Annotated in this window: 28 protein-coding genes; 13 read left to right on the top strand and 15 right to left on the bottom strand. The window is 59.9% G+C overall.

Features of this window, described 5'->3' with window-relative positions:
• Window positions 1-17 precede the first annotated feature (17 nt).
• Complete coding sequence (locus IFT59_RS17000; RefSeq protein WP_192087610.1) at window positions 18-308, top strand: type II toxin-antitoxin system Phd/YefM family antitoxin; 291 nt, start codon at window positions 18-20, stop codon at window positions 306-308.
• Window positions 309-403: 95 nt separating this feature from the next.
• Here the strand turns inward: IFT59_RS17000 and IFT59_RS17005 are convergent, their stop codons facing one another.
• From IFT59_RS17005 to IFT59_RS17025, 5 genes are all read right to left on the bottom strand, one after another.
• On the bottom strand, window positions 404-1,288 hold the full coding sequence (locus IFT59_RS17005; protein ID WP_062454017.1) for a GNAT family N-acetyltransferase: 885 nt from the start codon (window positions 1,286-1,288) through the stop codon (window positions 404-406).
• A 112-nt stretch (window positions 1,289-1,400) separates the two neighbouring features.
• The gene (locus tag IFT59_RS17010; RefSeq protein WP_192087611.1) at window positions 1,401-3,134 is read right to left on the bottom strand and encodes a hybrid sensor histidine kinase/response regulator; all 1,734 of its coding nucleotides are present in this window, start codon (window positions 3,132-3,134) and stop codon (window positions 1,401-1,403) included.
• A gap of 95 nt (window positions 3,135-3,229) precedes the next feature.
• On the bottom strand, window positions 3,230-3,736 hold the full coding sequence (gene lspA / locus IFT59_RS17015; protein WP_192087612.1) for a signal peptidase II: 507 nt from the start codon (window positions 3,734-3,736) through the stop codon (window positions 3,230-3,232).
• A complete protein-coding gene (locus tag IFT59_RS17020; RefSeq protein WP_192087613.1) occupies window positions 3,736-4,593 on the bottom strand; it encodes a TrmH family RNA methyltransferase in 858 nt (285 codons plus the stop codon). Before IFT59_RS17020 ends, lspA begins: the two co-directional genes overlap by 1 nt.
• The gene (locus IFT59_RS17025) at window positions 4,590-5,789 is read right to left on the bottom strand and encodes a class I SAM-dependent methyltransferase (protein ID WP_446737845.1); all 1,200 of its coding nucleotides are present in this window, start codon (window positions 5,787-5,789) and stop codon (window positions 4,590-4,592) included. Before IFT59_RS17025 ends, IFT59_RS17020 begins: the two co-directional genes overlap by 4 nt.
• A gap of 133 nt (window positions 5,790-5,922) precedes the next feature.
• Here IFT59_RS17025 and IFT59_RS17030 point away from each other — a divergent pair, with 133 nt between their 5' ends.
• Window positions 5,923-6,393 carry a CoxG family protein gene (locus IFT59_RS17030; RefSeq protein ID WP_062578836.1) on the top strand — a complete coding sequence of 157 codons (471 nt, stop codon included), beginning with the start codon at window positions 5,923-5,925 and terminating at the stop codon, window positions 6,391-6,393.
• 10 nt (window positions 6,394-6,403) lie between these two features.
• On the opposite strand, the gene IFT59_RS17035 is transcribed toward IFT59_RS17030, so the two are convergent.
• From IFT59_RS17035 to sppA, 3 genes are all read right to left on the bottom strand, one after another.
• Window positions 6,404-6,781 carry a lipopolysaccharide assembly protein LapA domain-containing protein gene (locus tag IFT59_RS17035; RefSeq protein WP_062454022.1) on the bottom strand — a complete coding sequence of 126 codons (378 nt, stop codon included), beginning with the start codon at window positions 6,779-6,781 and terminating at the stop codon, window positions 6,404-6,406.
• Window positions 6,782-6,899: 118 nt separating this feature from the next.
• On the bottom strand, window positions 6,900-7,199 hold the full coding sequence (locus tag IFT59_RS17040) for an integration host factor subunit beta (protein WP_062454023.1): 300 nt from the start codon (window positions 7,197-7,199) through the stop codon (window positions 6,900-6,902).
• A 47-nt stretch (window positions 7,200-7,246) separates the two neighbouring features.
• The gene (gene sppA / locus IFT59_RS17045; protein WP_092663766.1) at window positions 7,247-8,203 is read right to left on the bottom strand and encodes a signal peptide peptidase SppA; all 957 of its coding nucleotides are present in this window, start codon (window positions 8,201-8,203) and stop codon (window positions 7,247-7,249) included.
• A gap of 213 nt (window positions 8,204-8,416) precedes the next feature.
• Here sppA and lptC point away from each other — a divergent pair, with 213 nt between their 5' ends.
• The 7 genes from lptC to IFT59_RS17080 all read left to right on the top strand — a co-directional run bounded on the left by lptC (window position 8,417) and on the right by IFT59_RS17080 (window position 13,928).
• A complete protein-coding gene (lptC, locus tag IFT59_RS17050) occupies window positions 8,417-9,094 on the top strand; it encodes an LPS export ABC transporter periplasmic protein LptC (protein WP_062578831.1) in 678 nt (225 codons plus the stop codon).
• A gap of 12 nt (window positions 9,095-9,106) precedes the next feature.
• Window positions 9,107-9,655, top strand: coding sequence for an LptA/OstA family protein (locus IFT59_RS17055; RefSeq protein ID WP_062454026.1), 549 nt, complete (start codon window positions 9,107-9,109; stop codon window positions 9,653-9,655).
• An 18-nt stretch (window positions 9,656-9,673) separates the two neighbouring features.
• Window positions 9,674-10,474, top strand: a complete 801-nt coding sequence (gene lptB, locus IFT59_RS17060; protein WP_371816128.1) for an LPS export ABC transporter ATP-binding protein — start codon at window positions 9,674-9,676, stop codon at window positions 10,472-10,474.
• Between the two features lie 167 nt (window positions 10,475-10,641).
• The gene (gene rpoN, locus IFT59_RS17065; RefSeq protein ID WP_192087614.1) at window positions 10,642-12,225 is read left to right on the top strand and encodes an RNA polymerase factor sigma-54; all 1,584 of its coding nucleotides are present in this window, start codon (window positions 10,642-10,644) and stop codon (window positions 12,223-12,225) included.
• A 228-nt stretch (window positions 12,226-12,453) separates the two neighbouring features.
• A complete protein-coding gene (gene hpf / locus IFT59_RS17070; protein WP_062454028.1) occupies window positions 12,454-13,026 on the top strand; it encodes a ribosome hibernation-promoting factor, HPF/YfiA family in 573 nt (190 codons plus the stop codon).
• A 61-nt stretch (window positions 13,027-13,087) separates the two neighbouring features.
• The gene (gene ptsN / locus IFT59_RS17075) at window positions 13,088-13,552 is read left to right on the top strand and encodes a PTS IIA-like nitrogen regulatory protein PtsN (RefSeq protein ID WP_062454029.1); all 465 of its coding nucleotides are present in this window, start codon (window positions 13,088-13,090) and stop codon (window positions 13,550-13,552) included.
• Between the two features lie 139 nt (window positions 13,553-13,691).
• Window positions 13,692-13,928, top strand: a complete 237-nt coding sequence (locus tag IFT59_RS17080; RefSeq protein WP_062454030.1) for a hypothetical protein — start codon at window positions 13,692-13,694, stop codon at window positions 13,926-13,928.
• A 72-nt stretch (window positions 13,929-14,000) separates the two neighbouring features.
• Here IFT59_RS17080 and grpE read toward each other — a convergent pair whose 3' ends face one another.
• The gene (grpE, locus tag IFT59_RS17085) at window positions 14,001-14,639 is read right to left on the bottom strand and encodes a nucleotide exchange factor GrpE (protein WP_062454031.1); all 639 of its coding nucleotides are present in this window, start codon (window positions 14,637-14,639) and stop codon (window positions 14,001-14,003) included.
• Window positions 14,640-14,728: 89 nt separating this feature from the next.
• The gene (gene hrcA, locus IFT59_RS17090) at window positions 14,729-15,808 is read right to left on the bottom strand and encodes a heat-inducible transcriptional repressor HrcA (protein WP_062454032.1); all 1,080 of its coding nucleotides are present in this window, start codon (window positions 15,806-15,808) and stop codon (window positions 14,729-14,731) included.
• Between the two features lie 133 nt (window positions 15,809-15,941).
• Here hrcA and rph point away from each other — a divergent pair, with 133 nt between their 5' ends.
• The 4 genes from rph to hemW all read left to right on the top strand — a co-directional run bounded on the left by rph (window position 15,942) and on the right by hemW (window position 19,042).
• A complete protein-coding gene (rph, locus tag IFT59_RS17095) occupies window positions 15,942-16,661 on the top strand; it encodes a ribonuclease PH (protein ID WP_092663772.1) in 720 nt (239 codons plus the stop codon).
• 123 nt (window positions 16,662-16,784) lie between these two features.
• Entirely contained in the window at window positions 16,785-17,189 is a 405-nt protein-coding gene (locus IFT59_RS17100) for a VOC family protein (RefSeq protein ID WP_192087615.1), read from the top strand.
• A gap of 8 nt (window positions 17,190-17,197) precedes the next feature.
• Window positions 17,198-17,842 carry an RdgB/HAM1 family non-canonical purine NTP pyrophosphatase gene (gene rdgB, locus IFT59_RS17105; protein ID WP_062578821.1) on the top strand — a complete coding sequence of 215 codons (645 nt, stop codon included), beginning with the start codon at window positions 17,198-17,200 and terminating at the stop codon, window positions 17,840-17,842.
• A 36-nt stretch (window positions 17,843-17,878) separates the two neighbouring features.
• The gene (gene hemW / locus IFT59_RS17110) at window positions 17,879-19,042 is read left to right on the top strand and encodes a radical SAM family heme chaperone HemW (RefSeq protein ID WP_062454924.1); all 1,164 of its coding nucleotides are present in this window, start codon (window positions 17,879-17,881) and stop codon (window positions 19,040-19,042) included.
• On the opposite strand, the gene IFT59_RS17115 is transcribed toward hemW, so the two are convergent.
• From IFT59_RS17115 to mutM, 5 genes are all read right to left on the bottom strand, one after another.
• Window positions 19,043-19,639 carry a class I SAM-dependent methyltransferase gene (locus IFT59_RS17115; protein ID WP_446737842.1) on the bottom strand — a complete coding sequence of 199 codons (597 nt, stop codon included), beginning with the start codon at window positions 19,637-19,639 and terminating at the stop codon, window positions 19,043-19,045.
• A gap of 2 nt (window positions 19,640-19,641) precedes the next feature.
• Complete coding sequence (locus IFT59_RS17120) at window positions 19,642-20,259, bottom strand: LysE family translocator (RefSeq protein WP_113167010.1); 618 nt, start codon at window positions 20,257-20,259, stop codon at window positions 19,642-19,644.
• Between the two features lie 125 nt (window positions 20,260-20,384).
• Complete coding sequence (gene dnaA / locus IFT59_RS17125) at window positions 20,385-21,953, bottom strand: chromosomal replication initiator protein DnaA (protein WP_062454037.1); 1,569 nt, start codon at window positions 21,951-21,953, stop codon at window positions 20,385-20,387.
• A gap of 847 nt (window positions 21,954-22,800) precedes the next feature.
• Window positions 22,801-23,067 carry a 30S ribosomal protein S20 gene (gene rpsT / locus IFT59_RS17130; RefSeq protein WP_062454038.1) on the bottom strand — a complete coding sequence of 89 codons (267 nt, stop codon included), beginning with the start codon at window positions 23,065-23,067 and terminating at the stop codon, window positions 22,801-22,803.
• A 280-nt stretch (window positions 23,068-23,347) separates the two neighbouring features.
• Window positions 23,348-24,226 (bottom strand): bifunctional DNA-formamidopyrimidine glycosylase/DNA-(apurinic or apyrimidinic site) lyase, encoded by an 879-nt coding sequence (gene mutM, locus IFT59_RS17135; protein ID WP_113109382.1) that lies wholly within the window; start codon window positions 24,224-24,226, stop codon window positions 23,348-23,350.
• Window positions 24,227-24,335 lie beyond the last annotated feature (109 nt).

The following is a 24,335-nucleotide window of genomic DNA, read 5'->3' on the forward strand; positions in this document are numbered from 1 at the left end:
ATCGGAGTTCCCGTTTCATGAAGACCGTCAGCATTCAGGAAGCCGAAGAAAACCTGTCGCAGCTTGTCGATGAAGCCGCGAACGGGGAACCGTTCGTGATCGCCAAGGCGGGCAAGCCGCTGGTGACGGTGGTTTCTGTCGATGAGGCGGACGCACCCGAGGTGACCGGGCCCAGGAAACGGCGGATCGGATTCCTCAAAGGTCAGTTCTTCATTCCGGAAGACATGGATAAGGCGCTAGACAAAGAGATCGAGGATCTGTTCTACGGCGCACGCGATCGAGGCTGTTGCCGGATTCCCATCTTCTGATCTGGCTTGTCGCCGCGTCCGAACGCTTGCCATCCTCGGTGCACGACATGGTGGGTCGCTACTGCGGACCGACCAGGCTCCAAATCTAGAGCGCTCTAGTTCGCGAAGCGGCCGGCGTCGGCGCCGAAGTAGTTGATGTAGCGACCGGAGATCGAGGCGATCGGCAGTACGATCAGGACATCCGTGGTGTTGAAGGCCTGATCGACGACGGCTCCCATTCCGATCATGGCGCCGAGGCGAAGGTAGCCCTTGACCAGCGGTGGCATGGCGGAAAGCGCTTGGCGCGGATTGATCGCCTCGGCCGGCATCAGATCCATGTTGCGATTGAGATCAGGCAATGCGTGGACCATCCACTCGTCCTTCACCAGCGCATTGTGATGGAGGAAGGACAGCGCCAGCGCGTGTTCTTCCGGACGCACGCCGGGGAAAGAGGCGCAGCCGAACATGGCATTGACACCATGCTTCAGCGCATAGGCCCAGTTGCCCTGCCAGAGCAGTTCCACGGTGCGTTTGGTGCGGTATTCGGGCAGCACGCAGGAGCGGCCGAGTTCCATGAACTGCTTGTCAGGATGGCGGGCGAGAAGTGGCGCGATATCGAACTCGGACGTCGAATAAAACCCGCCATTCGCCTCAGCGACGCTCTGGCGCAGAAGCCGGTAGGTTCCGACGATCTGGTCTTCGATCTCACCGTCTATCGCGTTGTCGACGACAAGCAGATGATCGCAGATCGCATCGTAGCTATCGATATCCCGTCGAAGCCGCATCGCCTCGGGCTCGATCGTGGCGCCCATCTCCTCGACGAAGACGCGGTAGCGCACGGCCTGGGCGGCATCGATTTCGCGCAGGTTGCGGGCAAGCCTTGTTTCGAGCGTACCGATGCGGCCGAACACATCGCTACCAACGCGGCTATTTGCCGGATCAGCAGCCGGGGCCTGCTTTGTCTCAGAGGTCAATGTGCGGTTCAGGAGTTCGATAGCCATGGTGATTCTTCCCGTACCGGTTGGATCACCCGCGTTTAAACATGCATCTGCAACAAGAGCGTGACAGATATCGTCACAATAGGAAGTGGTGCAAGGCCCGTCAACGCGACTGTCAGGACGTGCTGGAAGCCTGCGCAAAAAGACGCAATTCCTCAATCAGAACAGCCGGATCGAGCGGCTTCTGAAGCACTTTGCAGGCGCCCTGATCGATGACTTTGCGCCGCGCCTCGCCGCGGCTTTCGGCTGTCAGCACCATGACGGGGACCGGCTGCAGCGCGGTTCTGGAGGCGGCAGAGATGAGATCCATGATGTTGCCGCCGGGCATATGCATGTCGCAGAGAACGACATCCGGGCGGTTTTCGCCAAGGGCTTCGATGAGACTTCCGAAATCCTCCACGGAACGAACCGTGTGCCCTGCCTTGCGCAGAACCGCGGCGACCAGAAGCGCACTGACGGGATCGTCTTCTCCGAGAAGAATATCGAGGGCCGGACCGGCTTCCCGCTTGCGATCGACCGAGTTTGAATTTTCAGGGGCCGGCACGTCCATTACTGGGCGGTCGCGGGCGCCAAAACCACGCATGCGGCCACTGAGGACATCGACCAGCGATTTTTCGCGCAGCGGCCGGATCAGCCAGGCATCGAAATATTCCTGGGGTTGCGACGCCCTTTCCTCCGGATTGACCAGCAGAATACGGTGCAGCGGCGCGTGCGACGGTTCCCACGCGTAGTCGGAGGCCAGTCGGTGATCGACGATGAGATCGGTATAGGGCGAGCCTGTCGCTTTGGCCCGATCGATCAATAGCTGCACCTGGGCGGGATCGGACACATGCCTCCCACGGCCGCCGAGTGTTTCGATGCTGGAAACGGTCGCAAAGGCGGCCGGACCATCTGGCGCGAGCAGAAGCACGCGAGAGCCAAACAGCGAGCGGTTGCGAACGGCAGCACCGGCCGGCGCATCCTCGGCCAGACGCATTGGATAGCGGATAGTGAAAACGCTGCCATTGCCCTTGCGGCTGGAGACCGACAGCGAGCCGCCGAATTCGGCGAGGATGCGCGAGGCGATGCCGAGGCCGAGACCTGTGCCGCCGCTGCGCGTTTCCGCCGATCCTGCCTGTTCGAACGCACCGAAGATCCGGGTCTGCTCTTCCTCGGTCATGCCCGGGCCGGTATCAGCAACAGAAATCGCCACGGTCTCGTTCTCGATGAAGGCTCGAACCAGCACGCCGCCTGTGGTCGTGAACTTGACGGCGTTGCCGATGACGTTGAACAGAACCTGGCGAATGCGGGCAGGATCGAAGTCGAGAAGCTCCGGCACGGCGGCGGATAAGGTGGCGGCGATCTCGATCCGTTTGCCATGGGCGCGGGGAGCGAGCATTTCCACGACACCTTCGATCAGCTGGCGCAGATCCGCTGCACGGTTGTTAAGACGGAACCGGCCGGCCTCCATCGTGGAATGATCCAGCAGATCTTCGACCAGTTGAGCCAGGGCGTAGCCGGACTGGCGGATACCGCTCAAGTAATTCTGCTGCTCCGCCGTCAGCTTCGTCTGACCCAAGAGGTGGGTCATCCCAAGAATGCCGTTCAGTGGCGTTCGTAGCTCATGGACGACGTTGGCGATCTGCGGAGAGCCCGAGACGTCGGGAGCAATGGCCTGTGGTCGGCGCCATTTGAGGATTTTTGTGAAGAGTGCGCGAAGAGCGCCTGGATGTCTCTGGACGTTCGCCGCGACCGGCTGCTCCGGCGTGCGGGGCACTCCATTCCATGCGGCGTCGTCAGACCCGTCCTTCGGCGCGAGCGACGTGAAGGCCTGTGAGATACGGTTCTGTATTTCGGCGATGTCGCGCATACGGAAAGATTACCCGAGGTTTCCTTCCGAAGTCTTAGATCAATCCGGTAAAATTATGCCAATCGCTCGATTTCACAATTATCCGTCGAGCAAAATTACTTCTGCTCGTCTACGGATGCCGCCGCTTTGGGACCGAACAGCTCGTCGACAATGACGAGACCTGCACCGACGCTGATAAAACTGTCCGCGAGATTGAACACGGCAAACGACCAGGTGGCGGTGTGAAACAGGATGTAATCCACCACGTGCCCGTAAACGATGCCATCGACCAGATTGCCGATCGCACCGGCGATGATCATCGCATAGCCGAGATGGGCAAAGGGCCGGTCCTTGGGCGTGCGGCGCCAGAGCCACAGCACGAAGGCAACGATGACGAGGCGCATGCCGATGATGAATTCGCGCTCCATGCCGGACAGAAGCGAGAAGGCTACGCCCATATTATAGGTGCGGTAGAGCGCCAGAAACGGAATGACCGGCACCATCTGCTCGAGCGGCAGCGAATTTTCGACGGCGATCTTGATCGCCTGGTCGAGCAGCACGGCGATGATGATGAAGATGACCGCACTGATGGGTCGCGACAGGAGACCAACGCGAGCGGTCATTATTTATCCTCCAGCGTCAGCAGATGGCGGCGGGCTTCAAACAGCATGACGGCCGTCGCGACCGCGAGATTGAGCGAGTCCGCCCTGCCCTGTTGCGGAATTTTGACCGTGCGATCGGCGGCGCGCGCAAGGCTGTCTGGCAGCCCGGACTGCTCGTTGCCCATCAGGAGAACGACCGGTTTGCGGGTATAGTCCGCGGTGCGATAATCCACGGCGCCGGCCAGATGGGTGGCGACGACGCTAACGCCCGCTCCCTTTTGCCAGCTCAAGAATTCTTCCGCCGAGCAGCGGATGACGGGCATCGCGAAAATCGAGCCCATCGTGGCGCGCACTGTTTCCAGCGAGAACGGATCGGTGCTTTCCCCGACCAGCAGCACGGCGGAGGCGCCGGCGGCATCGGCCGTGCGAATGATCGTGCCGAGATTGCCGGGATCACGGACGCGGTCGAGCGCGACAAATGTCTGCTCAGCCTGAGGCTTCAGATCGGCAAGCCGTGCCCAGCGCTGCTCGAAAATACCGACCACCATCTGCGGATTGTCGCGGCGCGTGATCGACGACAAGACCTTTTCGCTGACCTCGAGCACCAGGCCGCCATCCGCGACGGTCTTTGCCGCTACCTGTTCGACCAGCGGCTTGGCCTTGGCAGCCTTGGCATAGACGAGCGTGCGGATCGACCAGCCAAGTTCCAGCGCATCGATGACCAGTTTCAACCCTTCCGCCATGAAGGCACCGGCTTCTTCCCGGTGCTTCTTGTCGGTGAGAAGCTTGATTTCCTTGATGATGGGGTTGGCGAGCGAGGTGACTTCCTTCACCTGCCCGACGCGCCGTGGCCCGTTTCTGTGAAAATTATCGCTCATGCGGGTACCCAACGGCTGAAAAGAGAGGTGGAAAGCGCGCGGCCACGGACTTTGCCGTCAAGGCCCGCTTCCCGGATGACGAGTTCGCCCGATTCCACAACGCCATCTGCGCCGCGCATGGTTTCGCGCATCAGTTCATGGATGGAATAGAAGCTGGCGCGGATCGAATAGGCCGTCAGCACCAACCCGACCGCCTTGGGCGACAGGAGCTGCCGGCAGACATCGAGCATCAGCGGCAAATGATCGAACAGATGCCAGACCTCGCCATTTGGACCGCGGCCGAATTTCGGCGGATCGGTGAGAATGATGTCGTAGGTGTTGCCGCGGCGTTCCTCGCGCAGGATAAACTTCATCGCGTCTTCGCAGATCCAGCGGATCGGTGCCTTTTCGAGACGCGACAAGGACTGGTTCTCGCGACCCCAGCCGATCGCCTTTTTCGACGCATCGACATGGGTGACTTCGGCACCGGCGGCTGCCGCCACGAGCGAGGCGACGCCGGTATAGCCGAACAGGTTGAGGACTTTCAGGGTGCGCCCGGCCTTGGCGGCTTCCTCGACGCGTTCCTTCATCCACTCCCAGTGGACGATCTGTTCCGGAAACACGCCGACATGGCGAAATGCGGTAAAGCGGCCGTGGAAATCGATACCGAGAAGGGCGAGAGGCCAGGTTTCCCCGAGCACTTGTGATGGGAAGCGCCAACGGCCCATGCCGTCTTCATCCGTGTCGCCGGTGAAGATTGCGTCGGCATTTTCCCAGATGTCGTCGGCAAGCGTCGGCTGCCACAGGGCCTGGGCTTCCGGGCGCACAACGCGGTAATCGCCGTATTGCTCAAGCTTCAGGCCGCGGCCGGTGTCGATCAGGTGGAAATCGCCGGCGCCGGACGATTCCAGAATGATCGGCACGCGTTCGGCTGGCAGATCGCCGCTGCGGGCAAGAAGCGGACGCGTTTCGACGGGCACGTGCGGTTGTGCCTGTGGCCTGTCAGGACGGCGCGACTGGGTGGTTTGGGCTTCGACCCGACCTTCGGAGCGCGCAGCCTGGGGGCCGGTCGACCTGGTACGGGTTGCGGCAACGGCCGGACGGCTGCCCGCTTCGCTGCGGCGCTTGTCCGGGCTTTTGGCAGGCGACTTAGGCGCGCCCTTGGCTGCTGGCTTCTCCGGGCGCTTGCCGGTCGGCCGCCTTTCCTTGTTCTTCACTGCGATCATCCGCTCGGGTTCTTGTCTTTCGCAGCAGATAGCATCTGTGCCGCGTTCTTCAAAGCCGGCAATAGCGTCAGATCTGTTTTCGCTCGCTTCGACGCCTATCTAATCAGCGAAACGGGAGATCGAGATGGATATCGAAGGGCAGGAACGGATCGCGGCGCCGCGGGACATCGTGTGGCGGGCGCTGAACGATGCCGAAACCATCCGCCAGTGCATTCCCGGTTGCGAGCGTCTGGAGTGGACTTCGGACAACGAACTTGCCGCCAGTATCAAGGTTCGCTTTAGCCTGATCTCGCTCGGCCTTGCCGGCACGATCACGCTTTCGAACATTGAGGCGGGAGAAAGCTACACACTCGCCGCCGAGGGTCAGGGAAGCATTGCGGGCTTTGCCAAGGGCGCGGCTGACGTGCGGCTTGAGGAAGACGGGACTGAGACCGTGCTGCATTACATCGCGCGTGCGCAAACCGGAGGACGGATCTCGCAGCTCGGATCCAAGCTCGTGCGGTCGACAACCGAGAAGCTGGCAGCAAAATTCTTTGCGGATTTCAACGCAGCGGTCATCGCCAAGACAGCGGAGGCCAGAACCGAGGGGCTCTGACCGCGGGTCATTATCTGGCTGGAAGCGCGGCGTTGCTGGCCGGGGCGGGAACAATGGCCTGGTTGGCCGGAACGACTGACGGCGACGGCTTGACCGCGGCAGTGTTCTCCTTTTGCAGACGGACGGCCTCGCGAGCTTCAATCCGGGCCTGTCTGCGATGTTTGCCCTGGCTCCACCAGGTCACGAACGAGCCAAGCGCCATGCCGAACAGGAGCGCCAGCAGTACCAGCAGGAACAGCGGTGCCGTCAGCGACAGGACGCTGTCTTCCGGACGGAAGGGATTGAGTGCGAGCGTGACGCTTTGACGGTTGGCGACGGCCAGAACGATCAAAACGATGCCGAGGGGCACAAAGATCACGAGGCTCACGATCCTCTTGAACTTGGTCATGGTTTTCTCCCGGCAAGTGACAATCAAACGATGGATCGCCGGTCATCGCTGCCGGCGTCTAGTGCAGAATAGAGGGCGGCGTCATGCTTTCAAGTGTGATGCCCGACCTTCGACGCGATCAATCGTCCTCGTCGGCAAGATCCGGGTTGAGGCGCTCGCGCAATTCCTTGCCCGTTTTGAAGAACGGCACCCATTTTTCCTCGACAAAGACGCTTTCGCCTGTGCGCGGATTGCGGCCGGAGCGCGACGGACGGTTCTTTACCGAAAACGCGCCGAAGCCACGCAGCTCGACCCGGTTACCTCCGGCGAGAGCATCAGTGATCTCGTCGAGGACCGCATTGACGATATTCTCGACGTCACGATGGTAGAGATGCGGATTGCGCGCTGCAACGATCTGCACCAGTTCAGATTTGATCACTTCTGCCCCCTGAAAAAAGTTAGGTGCCCCCTGAAAAAATTAGCCTTTCAGTCGCTTCCAACCTGCCAAACGGAAACCAGACCGTCAAGGAACAACTTGTCGGAGCCGAAGATCCGAAGCGCTGCCGGGGAAAGCTGGTCGCCCAGTCCGGTCATGCGGAAAAACTGCGACACGGCACTGGCGAACCAGAATGAGGACGAGGACTTGCCGTCCTTCCATTCCACTTCTGGCAGGCTTTTGGCCACACCGCGGGTCTCCAGATAGGCGCGGACCTCGTCTTCGCCGCCGAGTTCATCGACCAGCTTGACGGCAAGCGCCTGACGGCCTGTGAAGATCGTACCGTCAGCGAGTTTCAGAACCTCATCGCGCGGCATGTTGCGGCGATCGGCCACGAGATCGACGAACCAAGCGTAGCTGTCCATCACCATATTGCGGATCATCGTCTTGGCTTCTTCGCTGGCAGGATGGAAGGGCGATGGCTCGGCCTTCAGCGGCGCCGACTTGATCTCCTCCAGCGACACGCCGATCTTTTTCAGCGCTTCATCGACCTGAGGGTACTGAAAGATGACGCCGATCGAGCCGGTGATGGAGCTTTCGCCGGCGACGATATGATCGCCAGCAGATGCAATCATGTAGCCGGCGGATGCGGCAAGGGTGCGGACCTGCGAGACGACGGGCTTGGTTTGCGCGATATGGCGGATGGCCTTGAAGATGCGCTCGCCGCCATAGGTCGTTCCGCCCGGAGAATTGATCGAGACGATGAGCGCCTTTGCCTGGCTGCTTTCGGCGATCTTCTCCAATCGCTCCAGCAATTCCCTGTCGTCAAGGATCATGCCTGAGATATCGACGCGGGCGACGTGCGCGACCGCGGAGTTGCCACTGGCGCCGACCGTAACCCGATACAGCGCGAAACCGATGCCGACGAGAAACACAAGGGCCGCAACCCGCCAGAAACTCAGTTTCCGACGCAACTGGCGCCGTTCAGCAATCCCCATCTGATCCATTCTCAATCCTCATAGCGAGCCAGCCCAAATAGGGTCCGGCTTTTTGTTTCAAGCGGGCATATCACGTTTTTATGTTGTCCATTATTGTTTGTTGAACGATAAAAACCATATTGAGGCCGCAGGTGAACAACTAGCGCCGCTTACGTCGATCTCAACGCAGGCGGCCCAGTCATCTTTACGACAAATCTTGCCGGAAAGGACCGGACGAGCAGAATGCTGCAGCATATCCGCAACCCAGCCCTGGCCGGCGCTTCCCGTGCGATCGGGCAGTCGCCCGACGATATCTATCAGTCGGCACTTGCCCATTCCGCAAGGGTGCGCAAGCTCAAGATATTCCTGCCGATCAGTGCAGCCATCATCTCCGCCGCCTTTATCGGGGTGGCGATCGTGCGCGCCTATCTGCCGGAAAACCTGTCGATCGAAAGCGCGCGCATCGAAAATGGCAAGATCGTCATGGAACGGCCCGCGATTTCCGGCCGCAACAGCGACGGCATCAGCTATTCGATGATTGCCAACCGCGCATTGCAGGATATCCAGAACCCGAACATGATCAGCCTCGAAAACGTCAAGGCGGCCGTGCCGATCAATGACGAGGTCGTTGCGCGTGTCACGGCCGCCGGAGCCGACTTCGATCGTGGCGCCGACAAGCTGGATCTTACCAAACCATTCGACGTTAATTTGTCCAACGGGATTACTGCGCGCTTCCAATCCGCCCGCCTCGATATACCGGGTGGATTGATGGATACGCCGGACCCGGTCAAAATCTCCATGGACGCGGGTTCCATTGTTGCGAACTCCCTGAAGATAACGGATAAGGGACACACAATCACCCTGATCGGCAAGGTTCAGGTCGACCTCGACCCTGCCCGCATCCGCAACCAAGGCAAATAGGGCACGGCCGCAATGACGAATCGACTCTTTCGTATCTCTTCCGCCGTGATGGCCACCGGACTCGTGTTCGGCCTTGCCTTCAGCGCGACCGCCCAGACCACCAGCAGCAAGATGGAAGGCTTGAAGCTTTCCAACGATGCGCCGATCCAGATCCAGAGCGACCAGCTGGAAATCAAGGATCAGGAAAAACGTGCCTTCTTCACCGGCAATGTGCAGGTGGTGCAGGGTACGACCACGATGAAGGCCGGCAAGATGACCGTGCTTTACAAAGGTGAAGGCGCTTCGGTGACCTCCGGCAGCACCGACATCGACAAGATCTTTCTCGACGACACCGTTTTCCTCACCTCGGGCACTCAGCAGGCGACCGCCGAAAAGGGCGAGTTCGACATGACCTCGCAGACCTTCGTGCTTTCCGGCAAGCAAGTCGTGCTTTCCGAAGGCGCCAACGTGTTTCGCGGCTGCAAGCTGACCGTGCAGATGGCGACCGGACAGGCGAAGCTCGATTCCTGCGGTGGCCGCGTGGAAATCATGCTCGACCCGAAGTCGCGACCTAAGCAATAGAAATCCAAGCCCTTGAAAATACCTTTCCTCTCCAACCGGTCTGCCGACCGGTCGCCCGTGACCGAACCTTTCATTGCACGCGACAAGGCGCGCTATGAGGGTACGCTGGTGGCGCATGGTCTTTCCAAGACCTATGACACGCGGCGCGTGGTGAATGGCGTATCGCTGGTCGTGCGCAAGGGCGAGGCTGTCGGCCTGCTCGGACCGAACGGCGCCGGCAAGACGACGTGTTTCTACATGATCACCGGGCTTGTGCCTGTCGATGAGGGCATGATTGCCATCAATGGCAACGAGGTGACGCATATGCCGATGTATCGGCGCGCGCGTCTCGGCGTCGGCTACCTGCCCCAGGAAGCCTCGATCTTTCGCGGACTGTCCGTCGAAGACAACATTCGCGCCGTTCTGGAAGTGCACGAACCGAACCGCGACAAGCGCGAAGCGAAGCTCGACGAGTTGCTGGAAGAATTCCACATCAGCCAGTTGCGCAAGTCCGCGGCTGTCGCGTTGTCGGGTGGCGAACGGCGTCGCCTCGAGATCGCCCGCGCGCTGGCGACCGACCCTGCCTTCATGCTGTTGGACGAGCCGTTTGCCGGTGTCGACCCGATTTCCGTTTCCGACATCCAGAACCTGGTTCGCCACTTGACGGCGCGCGGTATCGGGGTACTGATAACGGATCACAACGTCCGCGAAACGCTTGGTCTCATCGATCGCGCCTACATTATTCACGCAGGCGAAGTCCTGACGCATGGCAGGGCCGACGATATCGTCAACAATCCGGATGTTCGTCGTCTTTACCTTGGCGACAAGTTCAGCCTCTGAGGCCAGAAAGAATCTACTTTCCCGCTTCGTGCCGCTTGACCAAATCTATCAAAAAAGCAATTCTTGTGCCAGTTGAAGGATGGCACCGATAATCTCGGTGTCTTCCTCTCGACTATCGTGCGATGACCGCATGATTTTAAGGAGATCACGGGAGTTTCGGGTCCGCCATGGGGTTATCTGCCAGTCTTTTTCTGCGACAGAGCCAATCGCTGGTGATGACACCGCAGCTGATGCAGTCCATTCAGCTGCTGCAGATGACGCATTTTGAACTCAACCAGTTCATCGCCCAGGAAGTCGAGAAAAATCCGCTGCTCGAAATAGCGGCAGGCGACGGCGATGGTGATGCGGATTTAGGCGCGCTTGATCCCCGCGATCTGGAATTTTCCGGTTCGCGCGAGGATGACGGACAGTTCGAAGGCCAATCGGCGGCGCAAGCCGATGTCGGCTCCCTCGACTGGTATGAGAGCGCAACCCGCGACGGCACGGCCAAGCTTGGCGATCACCTCGATGCCAGCCTTGAAAACGTGTTTCCCGACGACGCACCGGCACAGCGGCCGGACGCGCCCGAACTTCTCGGCCAGTGGAAATCGATGCCCGGCGGCGATGCCGGCGAGGACTACGACCTCGACGATTTCGTTGCGGGTCAGGTGACCCTGCGCGATCATCTCGGACAACAGCTGCCTTTCGTGGTGACCACCCCGGGCGACCGGTTGATCGCCCAGGACCTGCTCGACCAGTTGGACGATGCCGGCTATTTCCAGGGCGACATCGAAGAGGTCGCGGCCCGTATCGGCAAGGCGCCGGAGGCGGTAGAGGCCGTTCTCATTCAGCTGCAAACCTTCGATCCACCCGGGGTATTTTGCCGTAGCCTGAGCGAATGCCTGGCGATCCAGCTGCGCCAGAACGACCGGCTGGACCCGGCCATGGCAGCGCTGATCGATCACCTCGATCTTCTCGCCAAGCGTGACTTTGCGTCTCTGCGCAAGATCTGCGGCGTGGACGACGAAGATCTGATCGACATGATGGCTGAAATCCGCAAGCTCAACCCGAAGCCGGGTGCAGGCTTCGAGGGCGGGTTCTCGCAGTCTATCTCACCTGATGTCGTGGTCCGGCCATCGCTTGATGGTGGATGGAACGTCGAACTCAATCCCGATACCCTGCCGCGCGTTCTGGTCAACCAGACCTATTTCAACACGGTCTCCAAACACTGCCCGAAGAACGGCGAAGATCACAATTTTCTGTCGGACTGCATGCAGACGGCGAACTGGCTCGCCCGCAGCCTCGACCAGCGCGCCAAGACGATCATGAAAGTGGCAAGCGAGATCGTACGCCAGCAGGATGCCTTCCTGCTGCACGGCGTCGATCACCTGCGACCGCTCAACCTGAAGACGGTGGCAGAGGCCATCAAGATGCACGAATCCACCGTCAGCCGCGTCACCTCCAACAAGTATGTGCTGACGCCACGCGGCCTGTTCGAACTGAAATACTTCTTCACAGTGTCGATCGGCTCGGCGGAAGAAGGTGGAGACACCCATTCGGCCGAATCGGTGCGGCATCGCATCCGGTTGTTGATTTCTCAGGAGCTGCCGAGTGCCGTCCTGTCGGATGACGACATTGTCATCAGCCTCAAACAGGGCGGTGTCGAACTTGCGCGCCGGACGGTGGCGAAATATCGCGAGGCGATGAACATTCCGTCATCGGTGCAACGCAGGCGGGAAAAGCGCGCCATCGCGAGACTGGCAGCGTTCTAGCCTCACATATCGAGGGCAGTCATAGGCGACCCGGTATTCGCCACACGTGCCGCACAGATTGACATTCCGTTAATGGCAGTTTAGAGACCCGCCGCACCCTGACCGGGCGACACGGGATCTAAACCAATTCCCAAACCAATTTGGCCCTGCCATTCGTGAACCGCTTGGATCAAGAGGCCGGTTGGCGTAGACTGGAACATGCAAGTCACGACAATAAGGAGTAACTCCATGAGTGTGCGTGTATCCGGTAAACATATGGAAATCGGCGACTCGTTTCGACAGAAGATCGAGGACCACATCGGCGGTGCAGTGACCAAATACTTCGACGGGGGGTATTCGGGTCAGGTGATCGTCGAGAAGTCCGGCTCGCGTTTTTCGGCAGATTGCAAGGTGCATCTCGATACCGGGATCGTCCTGCATGCGGCCGGAGAAGCGAATGATCCACAGGCAAGTTTCGATGCTGCAGCGGAGCGGATCGAAAAACGCCTTCGTCGCTACAAGCGTCGACTGAAGGACCATCACGCCGGCAATCACGCGAACGGTTTTTCCGAAGTGGCTTACACGGTCATGGACCGTGTACCGGATGAAGAAGACGACGTGCCGGACGATTTCGCACCGACCATCGTTGCGGAAAGCACGAAGCAGTTGATGACGATGTCCGTTGCGACCGCCGTGATGGCGCTCGACATGACGGACGAACCGGTCCTGTTGTTCCGCAGCCCTGGAAAGGAGCTGAACATCGTGTACCGGCGCAATGACGGAAATATCGGTTGGATCGATTCCACCGGTATGAAGAACTAAAAACTCTCGGGAGAGCGCCTTTGGCGCTCTCTTCGCCCTTCGCGGCAAAAGGATGATAAGAATGGCTTTGGCGGATTTGCTGCAGCAAGATGCGATTGTTCCTGCCCTTAAAGTGACCTCCAAGAAGCAGCTTCTTCAGGAACTTGCTGTGAAAGCGGCCAAGCTGACGGGTGTTCCCGAGCGGGAGATCTTCGACGTCATCCTGCAACGGGAGCGGCTGGGGTCGACGGGCGTTGGCCACGGCATTGCCATCCCACATGGCAAGCTCAGCAGCATATCGTCCATCAAGGGCGTGTTCGCCCGCCTGGAATCGCCGATCGACTTCGAAGCGCTTGATGACGAGCCGGTCGATCTTGTCTTCCTGCTGCTCGCACCAGAGGGCGCCGGGGCCGACCACCTGAAGGCGCTTTCGCGTATTGCCCGCGTATTGCGCGATCAAGATCTCGTTGCCAAGCTTCGCAAGACCGATTCCGCGTCGGCAATCTACGCCTTTCTGAATGCAGAACAGGCAAACCACGCCGCCTGAAGCGGCTCTATACTCCTTTTCTATAGAGTAAAGCCGCCCGTTCGCCCTCGAATGGAGCGGCTAATCTTGTTTTCGAGCCCTCTTTAGAATTGCCTTTTGTCAAATACGCCACATGTCTTTCCCGTTGAAGGAGATAGACATGAATGACGACATACGTGCCAGGATCGCTGCGAATGACAGACTGCTCAAGGCGGTCATCATCCTGCTGGCGATCAAGGATCCCCATCTTCTCGATGAGCTCGATGCAATCTTCAAAATTGCCGATGGTCAGGAGGGACTGATCGGCGATGCGGACAAGAAGACCCGAGCCCATCTCAATTCGGAACTGGCCCTGATCCGTTCCCTGGCGCATGTTTCGCTGGATACGACGCACTGATCCTTACCCGCGGTCGCCAAACGCAAATGGGCGCCCGAGGCGCCCATTTTTCTTGGAAAGGCTCTAAGGAGCTCAGTCTTTCTTGTCTTCAGCCGCCGCTGCTTCAACCTTCGGGCCGCCCTTGGCGACGCCGACCATGGCCGGGCGCAAGACGCGTTCGCCAATGATGAAGCCGGCCTGGACGACCTGCATGACAGTGTTGTTGGGTACGTCCGCATTCGGGATCTCGAACATGGCCTGATGGAAGTTCGGATCGAACTTCTCGCCTTCGGCATCGATCTTCTTGACGCCATGCCGCTCGAGTGTCGACAGCATGCCACGCTCGGTCATTTCGACGCCTTCAAGCAGGCTCGTCAGCGTCGCATCGGCTCCGGCACGCTTGTCTGCCGGGACAGTGTCGAGCGCGCGGCGCAGATTGTCCGAGACGGCCAGCATGTCGCGGGCAAAGCCCGAGACGGCGTAGGACTTGGCATCCTTTACTTCACGCTCGGTGCGTCGGCGAAGGTTGTCCATTTCAGCGGCAAGCCGCATGAAGCGATCGCGCAGATCGGAATTTTCAGCCTTGAGCACATCGATCGGATCGGGCTCCTGCGCGAAGAAGGCTTCCCCTGCGCTCTGATCGGCGGCGTCTTCGAGAGCGGACGCCACGGCTTCCGCCGTGTTTTCGACAGCAGCTGCGTCAGGTCCGTTCTTCTTGGTTTCGTCGGTCATGACGGTCTCCGGTGCGTATTGGAATCTGGAAGGGTGGTTGCGCCCGATATCGAGGTTCGGGGCGAAAAAATCAAGGGCTTGGGAACATCCTAGCGGGATAGCCTTGCAAGCAGCTGCGCCGTGTAATCCACCATGGGCACGATGCGCGAGTAATTCAGCCGGGTTGGGCCGATCACGCCGACCGCGCCGACGATGCGTTCCTCGCCGTCACGATAGGGCGCAACGATGAGCGAGGAGCCGGACAGGGAGAACAGTTTGTTTTCCGAACCGATAAAGATCCGCACGCCCGGTCCCTTTTCGGCAAGGTCGAGGATCTCGATCAGGCTGTCCTTCTTTTCGAGATCGTCAAACAGCAGACGCAGCCGATCGAGATCGCTGACGTCAGCCAGACCTTCGAGAAGGTTTGCCCGGCCGCGCACGATGAGCTGGCCCGGCTTTCCATCTTCCTGATCACCCGACCAGAAGGCGAGGCCTCGCTCCACCAGATCATGCGACAGCGTGTGAAGCTCGCTTGCGACCTGTTCCTTCAGCATTTTCATCTGGCCGCGGAATTCCGGCAGCGTCTGGCCGGCGAGATGCGCGTTGAGGAAATTTGCGGCCTCGCCGAGCTGCGACGAGGTCACGCCTGCGGGCAGGTCGATAATCCGGTTCTCCACCTGATTATGATCGCCAACAAGGACGGCCAGCGCCTTGGTGGGCTCCAGGCGGATGAACTCGACATGTTTGAGGACCGGATCGTTCTTGGCGGTGATGACGATGCCGGCGCCGCGCGAGACGCCAGACAGCATAAGGCTCGCATCGGCCATCAGGTTTTCGAGCGTCTGATCGCGATCGGGCGGACGGATCTGCCGGTCGATGCTGGCGCGGTCTTCTTCCGAGAGATTGCCGACCTGCATGAAGGCATCGACAAAGAACCGCAGCCCTGTCTGGGTCGGCATGCGGCCTGCACTGATATGCGGCGAGTAGATGAGGCCGAGCTCTTCCAGATCGCTCATGACATTGCGCACGGAGGCTGGCGACAGCGACATGGGCAGAAGTCGCGACAGATTGCGCGAACCGACCGGCTCGCCGGATTCCAGATAGCTTTCCACGATGCGGCGAAAGATTTCCCGCGAACGATCATCAAGCACGGAGCCGTTGTCGCGACCCGTCAGTCCCGGAAATACCATTGGCCCCTTTACCATCCTGCTGATCTCATCTCCCAGATATAGTCGCTCACTTGCGCATCCGCAAAAGGGAAATTCTTTGCAAATGCCGGCTCCGAGCCTTAGAAGGCGGAAACAATAATCCAGGGAGTGACGGATGCGGCCTTCAGGCAGACAGACAAATCAGATGCGCAAGATTTCGTTCGAGCGCAATTTCTCCAAGCATGCCGAGGGCTCCTGTCTCGTCAAGTTCGGCGATACCCATGTTCTGTGCACCGCAAGCCTTGAAGAAAAGACGCCGCCGTGGCTGCGCAATTCCGGCAAGGGCTGGGTCACCGCCGAATACGGAATGCTGCCGCGCGCCACCGGCGACCGGATGAAGCGCGAGGCTGCGACCGGCAAGCAGGGCGGCCGCACCCAGGAAATCCAGCGCCTGATCGGCCGTTCGCTGCGTGCCGTGGTCGATCTTTCCGCGCTTGGCGAAAAGCAGATCACCATCGACTGCGACGTGATCCAGGCCGATGGCGGCACCCGTACGGCGGCCATCACCGGCGGCTGGCTGGCGCTGTATGATTGCCTGAAATGGATGGATACCCGCTCGATGATCAAACTCGACAAGGTTCTGAAAGACCATGTCGCGGCGATCTCGTGCGGCATCTTTGCAAGCCAGCCGGTCATCGATCTCGACTATCTCGAAGATTCGGCCGCCGAGACAGACGCGAATTTCGTCATGACGGGTAGCGGCGGCATCGTCGAGATTCAGGGCACGGCCGAGGGTGCTCCCTTCAGCCAGGAGGAATTCCTCAACCTGCTGTCGCTGGCACAGGACGGCACCCGGGAACTGGTAGCTCTGCAGAAGCAGGCGATCGGCGGCTGATTTCAACGCTGGCTGATCCAAGAGTTGCGAGGGGCAGTCTTCCTTTCCAGAGAGACTACCTCTCGATCGAACCTCCTCCCCCGCCTTCATGGCGGGGCAGCATCAGACAAGGGAGCCACTGTTTTGATCGACGGCATTCTCGAAACAGCGCTCTATGTCGATGATCTCGATGCGGCGGAAGCCTTTTACGGTGAACTGCTCGGGCTTGAGCGGGTGCTGCGGGCCGGCGATCGCCACGTGTTTTACCGATGCGGACCCGGCATCCTGTTGATCTTCAATCGCGCCGAGACGCTGAAGTCGCCGCCTGATGATGCGCTGCCGGTTCCGCCGCATGGCACGACAGGACCGGGGCATGTGTGCTTTCGTATGGACGGCCCGGCGATTGACAGAATGGTCGAAAAGCTCAACAAGGCGGGCATCGTGATTGAAAGCGATTTTCGCTGGCCAACCGGCGCCCGATCCCTCTATTTCCGCGACCCGGCCGGCAACAGTCTGGAATGCGCAGAGCCGAGGCTCTGGAATCTATAGGAACCTTCATGCGCAAGCTTGAGACGAAAACGATCGTCGTTGCCAGCCACAATGCCGGCAAGATCCGTGAGATTGCCGAATTGATCGGTCCGTTCGGCTTTTCGGCAAAGTCCGCAGCCGAACTGAAGTTCGAGGAACCGGACGAGACCGGCACGACATTCGAGGAAAATGCGGCGATCAAGGCGCTTGCGTCTGCCAAGGCGTCCGGCCTGCCCGCCCTTTCCGACGATAGCGGCATCGTCATCGATGCGCTGGACGGTGCTCCCGGTGTCTATACCGCCAACTGGGCCGAGCGCGAGGATGGCAGCCGTGATTTCGCGATGGCGATGCAGAAGGTGGAAGACGCGCTGCAGGAAAAGGGTGCGACCACGCCCGACAAGCGCAGCTGCCGTTTTGTGAGCGTTCTCTGCCTTGCCTGGCCGGATGGCCACACCGAACTCTTCCGCGGCGATGTCGAGGGCGTTGTCGCCTGGCCGCCGCGGGGTGATGCCGGGTTCGGTTACGACCCGATCTTCCAGCCGGAAGGCCATAAGACCACGTTTGGTGAAATGACCAGCGAGGAAAAGCACGGCTGGAAGCCCGGCGATGAAGATGCGCTTTCGCACCGGGCGCGTGCCTTCAAGCTGTTCGTTGAAACCTGCCTGGAGGCCTGATCCCCATTGAACGCCGTCGCTCCCCTTTTTCCCGGCATGCTGCTACCCGACACGGGTGAGCCGGGCTTCGGCGTTTACGTGCACTGGCCGTTTTGCGCGGCCAAATGCCCCTATTGCGATTTCAACAGCCATGTCCGCCACCAGCCCGTGGATCAGCTCCGCTACACCGCCGCGTTTCTGAAAGAGATGGAAACGATGCGGAAGATGAGCGGGCCGAAGACGGTCACGAGCATTTTTCTGGGCGGCGGCACGCCTTCGCTGATGGATCCTTCAACCGTCGGGGCGATCCTCAATGGGATCGCGCAGCACTGGCATGTGCCTGACGGCATCGAGATCACCATGGAGGCGAACCCTTCAAGCGTCGAGGCGGAACGCTTCCGCGGCTACCGGGCTGCCGGCATCAACCGGGTCTCGATGGGCGTGCAGGCGCTCAATGATACGGATCTCAAATTCCTCGGCCGACTGCATGACGTGGCAGACGCGCTGAAGGCGATCAAGCTGGCACGCGAGATCTTTCCGCGCATGTCGTTCGACCTGATCTACGCCCGTCCCAAGCAGACGGTGGAGGCCTGGGAAGCGGAGCTGAAGCAGGCCATTTCCTATGCCGTCGATCACCTTTCCCTCTATCAGCTGACGATCGAGGAAGGCACGCCGTTCTACGGCCTGCACAAGGCCGGCAAGCTGATCGTTCCAGATGATGAGCAGTCGGCGCTGCTCTACGAGGCGACGCAGGAGATCACGGCCGCGCATGGCATGCCGGCCTACGAGGTTTCCAACCACGCCAAGCCGGGTGCTGAAAGCCGGCACAACCTGACCTACTGGCGCTATGGCGACTATGCCGGCATCGGCCCTGGTGCGCATGGTCGCCTGACGCGGGGACGCGACAAGATCGCCACCGCCACCGAGCGACGTCCGGAAACCTGGCTGGACCAGGTCGAGACACAAGGCCACGGCATGGTCGACCAGGAACTGCTAGGCTTCGACGAGCAGGCGGACGAGTTGCTTCTGATGGGACTGCGCCTGACCGAAGGCGTCGACCTGGCGCGCTGGCAGGAGCTTTCCGGCCGCGATCCGGACCCGGTCCGCGAAGAGCGGCTTCTGGAACACGGCTTTATCGAGCGGCTGGGAAATTCCAGGCTGCGCTGCACGCCGTCCGGCATGCTGATCCTCGATGCTGTCGTTGCCGACCTCGCCTGCTGACTAGGCCTTTACCGCCGTCACATGCAGCCATTCGGTCGGCCGGTCATCATAGCCGCTGCCGTCGTTCGTGCTTATCTCGAGCGATGACCACGTGACGGTCCTGTAGGCCTGTTCGAGCCAGGGCCGCGACGGGTTGTTGTAATAGCGACCTATCGCATCCGTCATCTCTTCGCCGCCAGTCTTATAGCTTGCGTAGAAAATGCCGCCAGGGCGCAGCGCCCGATGGATGCGGGCAAGGATATCGGCAAGATCGTTTATCGGCGTGTGGAGAAGGCAGGCATTGGCCCAGACGCCGTCATAGGCCGCCACGCTGGCGATATCCCCGAAGCGCAGTACCGCAACCGTGCGCCCCAGACGGCGCGAGGCTTGCTCTGCCATTTCCGCAACGCCATCCGTCGGGGTGACGTCAAAGCCGCGTTCAATCATGAAACCGCTGTCGCGGCCATTGCCGCAGCCAAGTTCCAGAACTCGGGCACCCGGAGAGAGGCGGGAGAGAAATGCTTCCAGCCGGATCTCGTTCGCCTTTTCCCGATAACCGGCATAGGCCTTCGCATTGTCGGCGTAGAAGCGGAGGGTCTGATCGTGTTCCGCCATCACTCTTACTTCTGTGACAGGAGAAGCTTGGTGCCGAAGCCGACGAAGACGGTGGCAACGCCGAGGTCGATCTTCTGCTTGGCCTTGAGATAGGCGCTCGCTACCCGCGGATGGGTGATCAGGCCGACCAGAAACGTATAGTAACAGGCCGAAACCGCGACCATGACAGCGATTGCCGCTAGCCCGTAGAGAAACGGCGTGCCCGCCGGCATGGTAGCGGCAAACAGCGAGGCAACGAAGAGAGCCGATTTCGGGTTGGCGAGGTTGGTCGCAAGCCCCAGTCGGTAAGCCTTCCTCAGCGGTATCTCGCGTTCTGTGGGGGCAAATTCGGGTGTTGTCCGGGCCTTCCGGACATCCATGAAGACGCGCAGGCCAAGCCATACGAGATAAAGACCGCCGACGATCTTCAGCGCGACATAGGCGAAGGGAGCTGCCTGAAACAGGGCATTGATCCCGAGCCAGCCCGCAAAGCCCCACAGGCATGTTCCGGTAATCGTTCCCATGGCTGCCGTAATGGCAACCTTGCGCGGTGCTGTGAGGCAATAGCGGATCACCAGCAGCGTATTTGGCCCGGGGGTAATGCAGGCGACAGCCCAGATGGTCGCCACGGATAAAAGAAACACGACACGCTCCTCGCACACCAGAAAGATTGGTGTGCGCCAGAAGCCAAATCCCGTCAACGCCCGGACAAACAAAAACCGGCTCTCATCCGATGGGTAAGAGCCGGCTTCGGTCGGTCAGTCGATGATCACAGATTGTTTTCGTTGATCAGGCGCTTCAGAAGCTCGACCTCGTGGCTGAGCTTGCTGTCGCCCGAGATCAGGTCCTCGATCTTGCGAACCGCATGCAGCACGGTCGTATGGTCGCGGCCACCAAACCGACGGCCGATTTCCGGGAAGGAGCGCGGCGTCATGGTTTTCGAGAGGTACATGGCGACCTGGCGCGGCTTGACGATGACGCGGGTGCGGCGGTTGGAGACCAGTTCCTGCCGCGAGACGTTGTAATGGCGTGCCACGACGCGCTGGATATCCTCGATCCGGACGCGCCTTGCTTCCCCGGCGCCGACCAGATGGGCGAGAAGCTCGTCGACGCGCTCGATCGAGAGGTTCGGCTCAAACGAGCGACGGAACAGCAGCTGGTTGAACGCGCCTTCCAGTTCGCGACCGGTGCTGACGACGCTGCGTGCGACGTGATCGAGAATTTCGTGCGGGATATCGAGCGATGGATCATCCTGCTGGGCAGCCGCGAGACGACCTTTGAGCATTTCCATGCGCATATCGTAATCCGGCGTCTCGACCTCGATGGCCACGCCGCCCTGCAGACGCGAGCGAACCCGCGGATCGAGCGATTCCAGTTCCCAAGGCGCGCGGTCGGCAGCAACCACGACCTGCTTGGCGCTGTCGAGCAGCATGTTGAGCAGATGGCAGAATTCGTTCTGGATCATCTTGCCCTGCAGGAACTGCATGTCGTCGATGATCAACAGATCGATATGGCGCAGGCTGTCCTTGAGCGTCAGGGCATCATTGTCGCGGATCGCGGTTGCGAAACGCCACATGAAATATTCGGCGGTGAGATAGACCACGCGCGGCATGCGGGGGCTGCCGACGGCGGCGTTGGCGATGGCCTGCAGAAGGTGGGTCTTGCCGAGACCGACACCGGAATGAATAAACAGCGGGTTGAAACGCACGGCACCGGCACCGGCTTCCGCAATCGTCTTGGCAGCGGCAAGCGCCACGCGGTTCGAGGCGCCTTCAACGAACGTGTCGAACGTATAACGGCTGTCGAGTGGCGAACCGAACAACGGGCCGGGCTGCGAGGACTGGCGAACCGGGGTGGACGCGGCAGTCGGGAACGTGGCGATCTTGCCGATCTCACGCGGTGCAGATGGGCGTTGCGACGCGACAGGTGCCGGAGCATCCGAGCCAATGACGCCGTCCTGGACATCCGATACCGGCTTTGCAGCGCGGGTTGCCGTGCGGACCAGGATCTCCACCTTGAGGATCTCGGCATCTTCCGCCTGGAAGATCGACGTGATCAGATCGAGATAACGGTTGTTGATCCAAGACTTCAGAAACGTCGTGGGCACCGTGAGCCTGACGACACTCTTCGAGACGGTGTGAAGCTTAAGTCTTGCAAACCAGCTTGCGTAAACATCCTGGCCGACCTGTGCTTTAAGACGCACACTGAACCGCTCGAAAAGAGCATCATGCTTCATAACTGGTGTTTCCCCTGCCGCCTGTGCGCAAACGGAATCAAACGCCTGTCGTGCATTGCCCCCGTTGCCGGTTGCACGAGCCGATACGTTATTCATTTGCATTATTCGCCGCCTTTTCCATAGGAGCCCGGCGGTTCTGTTTCCCGCCAGGACACATTCTTTTTAACTACGTCCGACAGCCCGTCTCCGCGAGGAAACGATGACTGCCCTTCCCCATCGATCAAAGTTCCAGGCCAACCGCCCGGACCATCAAAGATCGATCCGGATCACCTCGTCTGATCCAGACCTGCGGGAGCCAACCCGCAACTCAGCGCACGCTCCATCCTCGTTATGAAGAGCCGCTGACTTCCCACTGCCTTCTTCCGACTCCCCAGTCGGCCCCGTCACGCATAAGTTCAGCTGTTGCCGGAAAAGCCAATTTCCGGCTTGCAACCATCGGTTAAATAAGGAAACGAGAAAAACATCTCGCCGCAAGCTGCTTAAAGTCCCCGGGCCGCTCGGTGTCGGGCGGTTGTCGGCAGGCTCTAGGAGTGATCTCCATGCCTCTCGCTAAAAGCCATTTAGGCAGGATCAAATGGCAAGATCAATGATGAATTTTACGCAAAATCCGAGCGCGACCGTTGACTCTCCGGGTGCGATTTGAATGGCCGGAGGGTTGCGGAGAAGAATCCCAGTTGAATCAATGGGATTCAAAATCCATCTATTTCTGATGGTACGATTCAGAGAAAAAATAAAAAAAACCTTGACTCAAAAAGCAGGCGGCGGGTTGGCGGAATTGCCGCCAGACTTGGGCAGACCTCTCATAAGCCTTTGTAATTCATCGGGAAAATCTGTCACGCACCTGACACGTAACCGTTACTGAGCCGGTTAACGAAGTACAAAGGGCCGAGAATCACAAAAAGCCCGGTCGACCGACCAGGCTTTTGATGCATGCACGCTAAAGGTGATATTAGGCGGAGAGTGCCTTGACGCGAGCTGCCAGGCGCGAGACCTTGCGGGACGCCGTGTTGCTGTGAAGGACGCCCTTTGTTGCAGCGCGTGCGATTTCCGGCTGAGCTGCCTTCAGAGCAGCAGCAGCGACGGATACGTCACCCGTTGCGATCGCTTCTTCAACCTTGCGGATAAAGCCACGAACGCGCGAGCGGCGGGACTTGTTGACTGCGGTACGGCTAGCGATCTTGCGGGTCGCTTTTTTCGCCGAAGTTGTATTGGCCATATCATGCCTCTCTACGAATTCGAACCAAAACTCCGCCGTTGCCGCGTAGGTCCTGCGACCATCAATCCAGCAATTCGGGAGCAATAGAGGAAGCCGTCGATCAGGCTTTCCCAACTGTGGGCGGGCATATAACCGGTATAGCGCGCCTCGTCAACGCGGATTCGCATGAAGGGTGCCGCTGAATTTGCCGTTTGGCGAAGTCCCGCGTCCTTTTCGCGACCATAACCCCTCCCACTCTCCTTATAGGGATGCGTGTTCAAACATCGCCTGCAACGGCTGATCACTTCTGGCAGCGCGGGCAGTAGAAGGTGGAGCGGCCGGCTTGGGTGATACGAGCAACGGTGCCGCCGCAGCCCGGCGTGCGGCAGGGCTTATCCTCCTGGTCATAGACAGAGAAGGAATGCTGGAAATAGCCAAGCGAGCCGTCCGTCTGGATATGGTCGCGCAGAGACGAGCCGCCGGCTGCAATCGCATCGGCAATGACAGCGCGGATCGCTTCCGTCAGCAGCACCAGCTCCTTCTTCGGCCGGCCCGTGGGCGTGACGATGCTGCCCGCTGCCCTCTTCGGCGACAGGTGCGCGCGCCACAGCGCTTCGCAGACATAGATATTGCCGAGACCGGCGATCACGGTCTGATCGAGCAGCGTGCTCTTCAATGGCTGCGCCTTGCCGGAAAACCGCTTGCCGAGATACTCCGCATCGAGCGCGTTGCCGGTCGGCTCCGGACCGAGTTGCGCAAATGCCGGGTAGAGATCGAGCTCGCTGCGCTTTGCCAGATGCAGGAAGCCGAAACGGCGCGGATCATTATAGATGACCTTTAATGTCTCGTTGCCACGCTCCAGATGAAAGACGACGTGGTCATGCTTCTCGTCCTTGGAGCGCGGATGATGAAATGTGCCAAGCGCCTCTTCCTCGACCCTGAACGAGCCGGACATGCCGAGATGGGCAATGATGGTGAGATCGTCTTCGAGGTCGATCAGCAGGTATTTGGCGCGTCTTCCCAGCGCGATGATCTGCCGGCCTTCGACTGCGGCGACAAGATTTTCCGGGAACGGAAAGCGTAGATCGGTGCGGTTCAGCTGCAGCCTTGCAAGCTTTGCTCCCTCCATGGCCGGAGAAAGGCCGCGACGAACGGTTTCGACCTCTGGCAATTCGGGCATGGTCTACCTAACTTCCTGTTTCAACGATGCCGCCGGTGCTCTATAGACCGGGCGGTAATCCACCACATAGCGTCCGGAAAACGGTTTCGCTATGGTCCGCCTGGATAGA

The organism is Rhizobium sp. CFBP 8752 (genome assembly GCF_014842035.1).
In the GTDB taxonomy this organism is placed as follows: domain Bacteria; phylum Pseudomonadota; class Alphaproteobacteria; order Rhizobiales; family Rhizobiaceae; genus Neorhizobium; species Neorhizobium soli.

Excerpts from the sequence above, each read along its gene's own strand:
- grpE (WP_062454031.1), bottom strand. The coding sequence starts at position 14,639 with ATGACCGACGAAACCAAGAAGAACGGACCTGACGCAGCTGCTGTCGAA.
- IFT59_RS17010 (WP_192087611.1), bottom strand. The coding sequence starts at position 3,134 with ATGCGCGACATCGCCGAAATACAGAACCGTATCTCACAGGCCTTCACG.
- lptC (WP_062578831.1), top strand. The coding sequence starts at position 8,417 with ATGCTGCAGCATATCCGCAACCCAGCCCTGGCCGGCGCTTCCCGTGCG.
- IFT59_RS17055 (WP_062454026.1), top strand. The coding sequence starts at position 9,107 with ATGACGAATCGACTCTTTCGTATCTCTTCCGCCGTGATGGCCACCGGA.
- hpf (WP_062454028.1), top strand. The coding sequence starts at position 12,454 with ATGAGTGTGCGTGTATCCGGTAAACATATGGAAATCGGCGACTCGTTT.
- hrcA (WP_062454032.1), bottom strand. The coding sequence starts at position 15,808 with ATGGTATTTCCGGGACTGACGGGTCGCGACAACGGCTCCGTGCTTGAT.
- lspA (WP_192087612.1), bottom strand. The coding sequence starts at position 3,736 with ATGACCGCTCGCGTTGGTCTCCTGTCGCGACCCATCAGTGCGGTCATC.
- rdgB (WP_062578821.1), top strand. The coding sequence starts at position 17,198 with ATGCGCAAGCTTGAGACGAAAACGATCGTCGTTGCCAGCCACAATGCC.
- IFT59_RS17020 (WP_192087613.1), bottom strand. The coding sequence starts at position 4,593 with ATGAGCGATAATTTTCACAGAAACGGGCCACGGCGCGTCGGGCAGGTG.
- rpoN (WP_192087614.1), top strand. The coding sequence starts at position 10,642 with ATGGGGTTATCTGCCAGTCTTTTTCTGCGACAGAGCCAATCGCTGGTG.
- IFT59_RS17080 (WP_062454030.1), top strand. The coding sequence starts at position 13,692 with ATGAATGACGACATACGTGCCAGGATCGCTGCGAATGACAGACTGCTC.
- sppA (WP_092663766.1), bottom strand. The coding sequence starts at position 8,203 with ATGGATCAGATGGGGATTGCTGAACGGCGCCAGTTGCGTCGGAAACTG.
- rph (WP_092663772.1), top strand. The coding sequence starts at position 15,942 with ATGCGGCCTTCAGGCAGACAGACAAATCAGATGCGCAAGATTTCGTTC.
- ptsN (WP_062454029.1), top strand. The coding sequence starts at position 13,088 with ATGGCTTTGGCGGATTTGCTGCAGCAAGATGCGATTGTTCCTGCCCTT.
- IFT59_RS17005 (WP_062454017.1), bottom strand. The coding sequence starts at position 1,288 with ATGGCTATCGAACTCCTGAACCGCACATTGACCTCTGAGACAAAGCAG.
- hemW (WP_062454924.1), top strand. The coding sequence starts at position 17,879 with ATGCTGCTACCCGACACGGGTGAGCCGGGCTTCGGCGTTTACGTGCAC.
- IFT59_RS17000 (WP_192087610.1), top strand. The coding sequence starts at position 18 with ATGAAGACCGTCAGCATTCAGGAAGCCGAAGAAAACCTGTCGCAGCTT.
- rpsT (WP_062454038.1), bottom strand. The coding sequence starts at position 23,067 with ATGGCCAATACAACTTCGGCGAAAAAAGCGACCCGCAAGATCGCTAGC.
- mutM (WP_113109382.1), bottom strand. The coding sequence starts at position 24,226 with ATGCCCGAATTGCCAGAGGTCGAAACCGTTCGTCGCGGCCTTTCTCCG.
- IFT59_RS17035 (WP_062454022.1), bottom strand. The coding sequence starts at position 6,781 with ATGACCAAGTTCAAGAGGATCGTGAGCCTCGTGATCTTTGTGCCCCTC.
- IFT59_RS17030 (WP_062578836.1), top strand. The coding sequence starts at position 5,923 with ATGGATATCGAAGGGCAGGAACGGATCGCGGCGCCGCGGGACATCGTG.
- dnaA (WP_062454037.1), bottom strand. The coding sequence starts at position 21,953 with ATGCAAATGAATAACGTATCGGCTCGTGCAACCGGCAACGGGGGCAAT.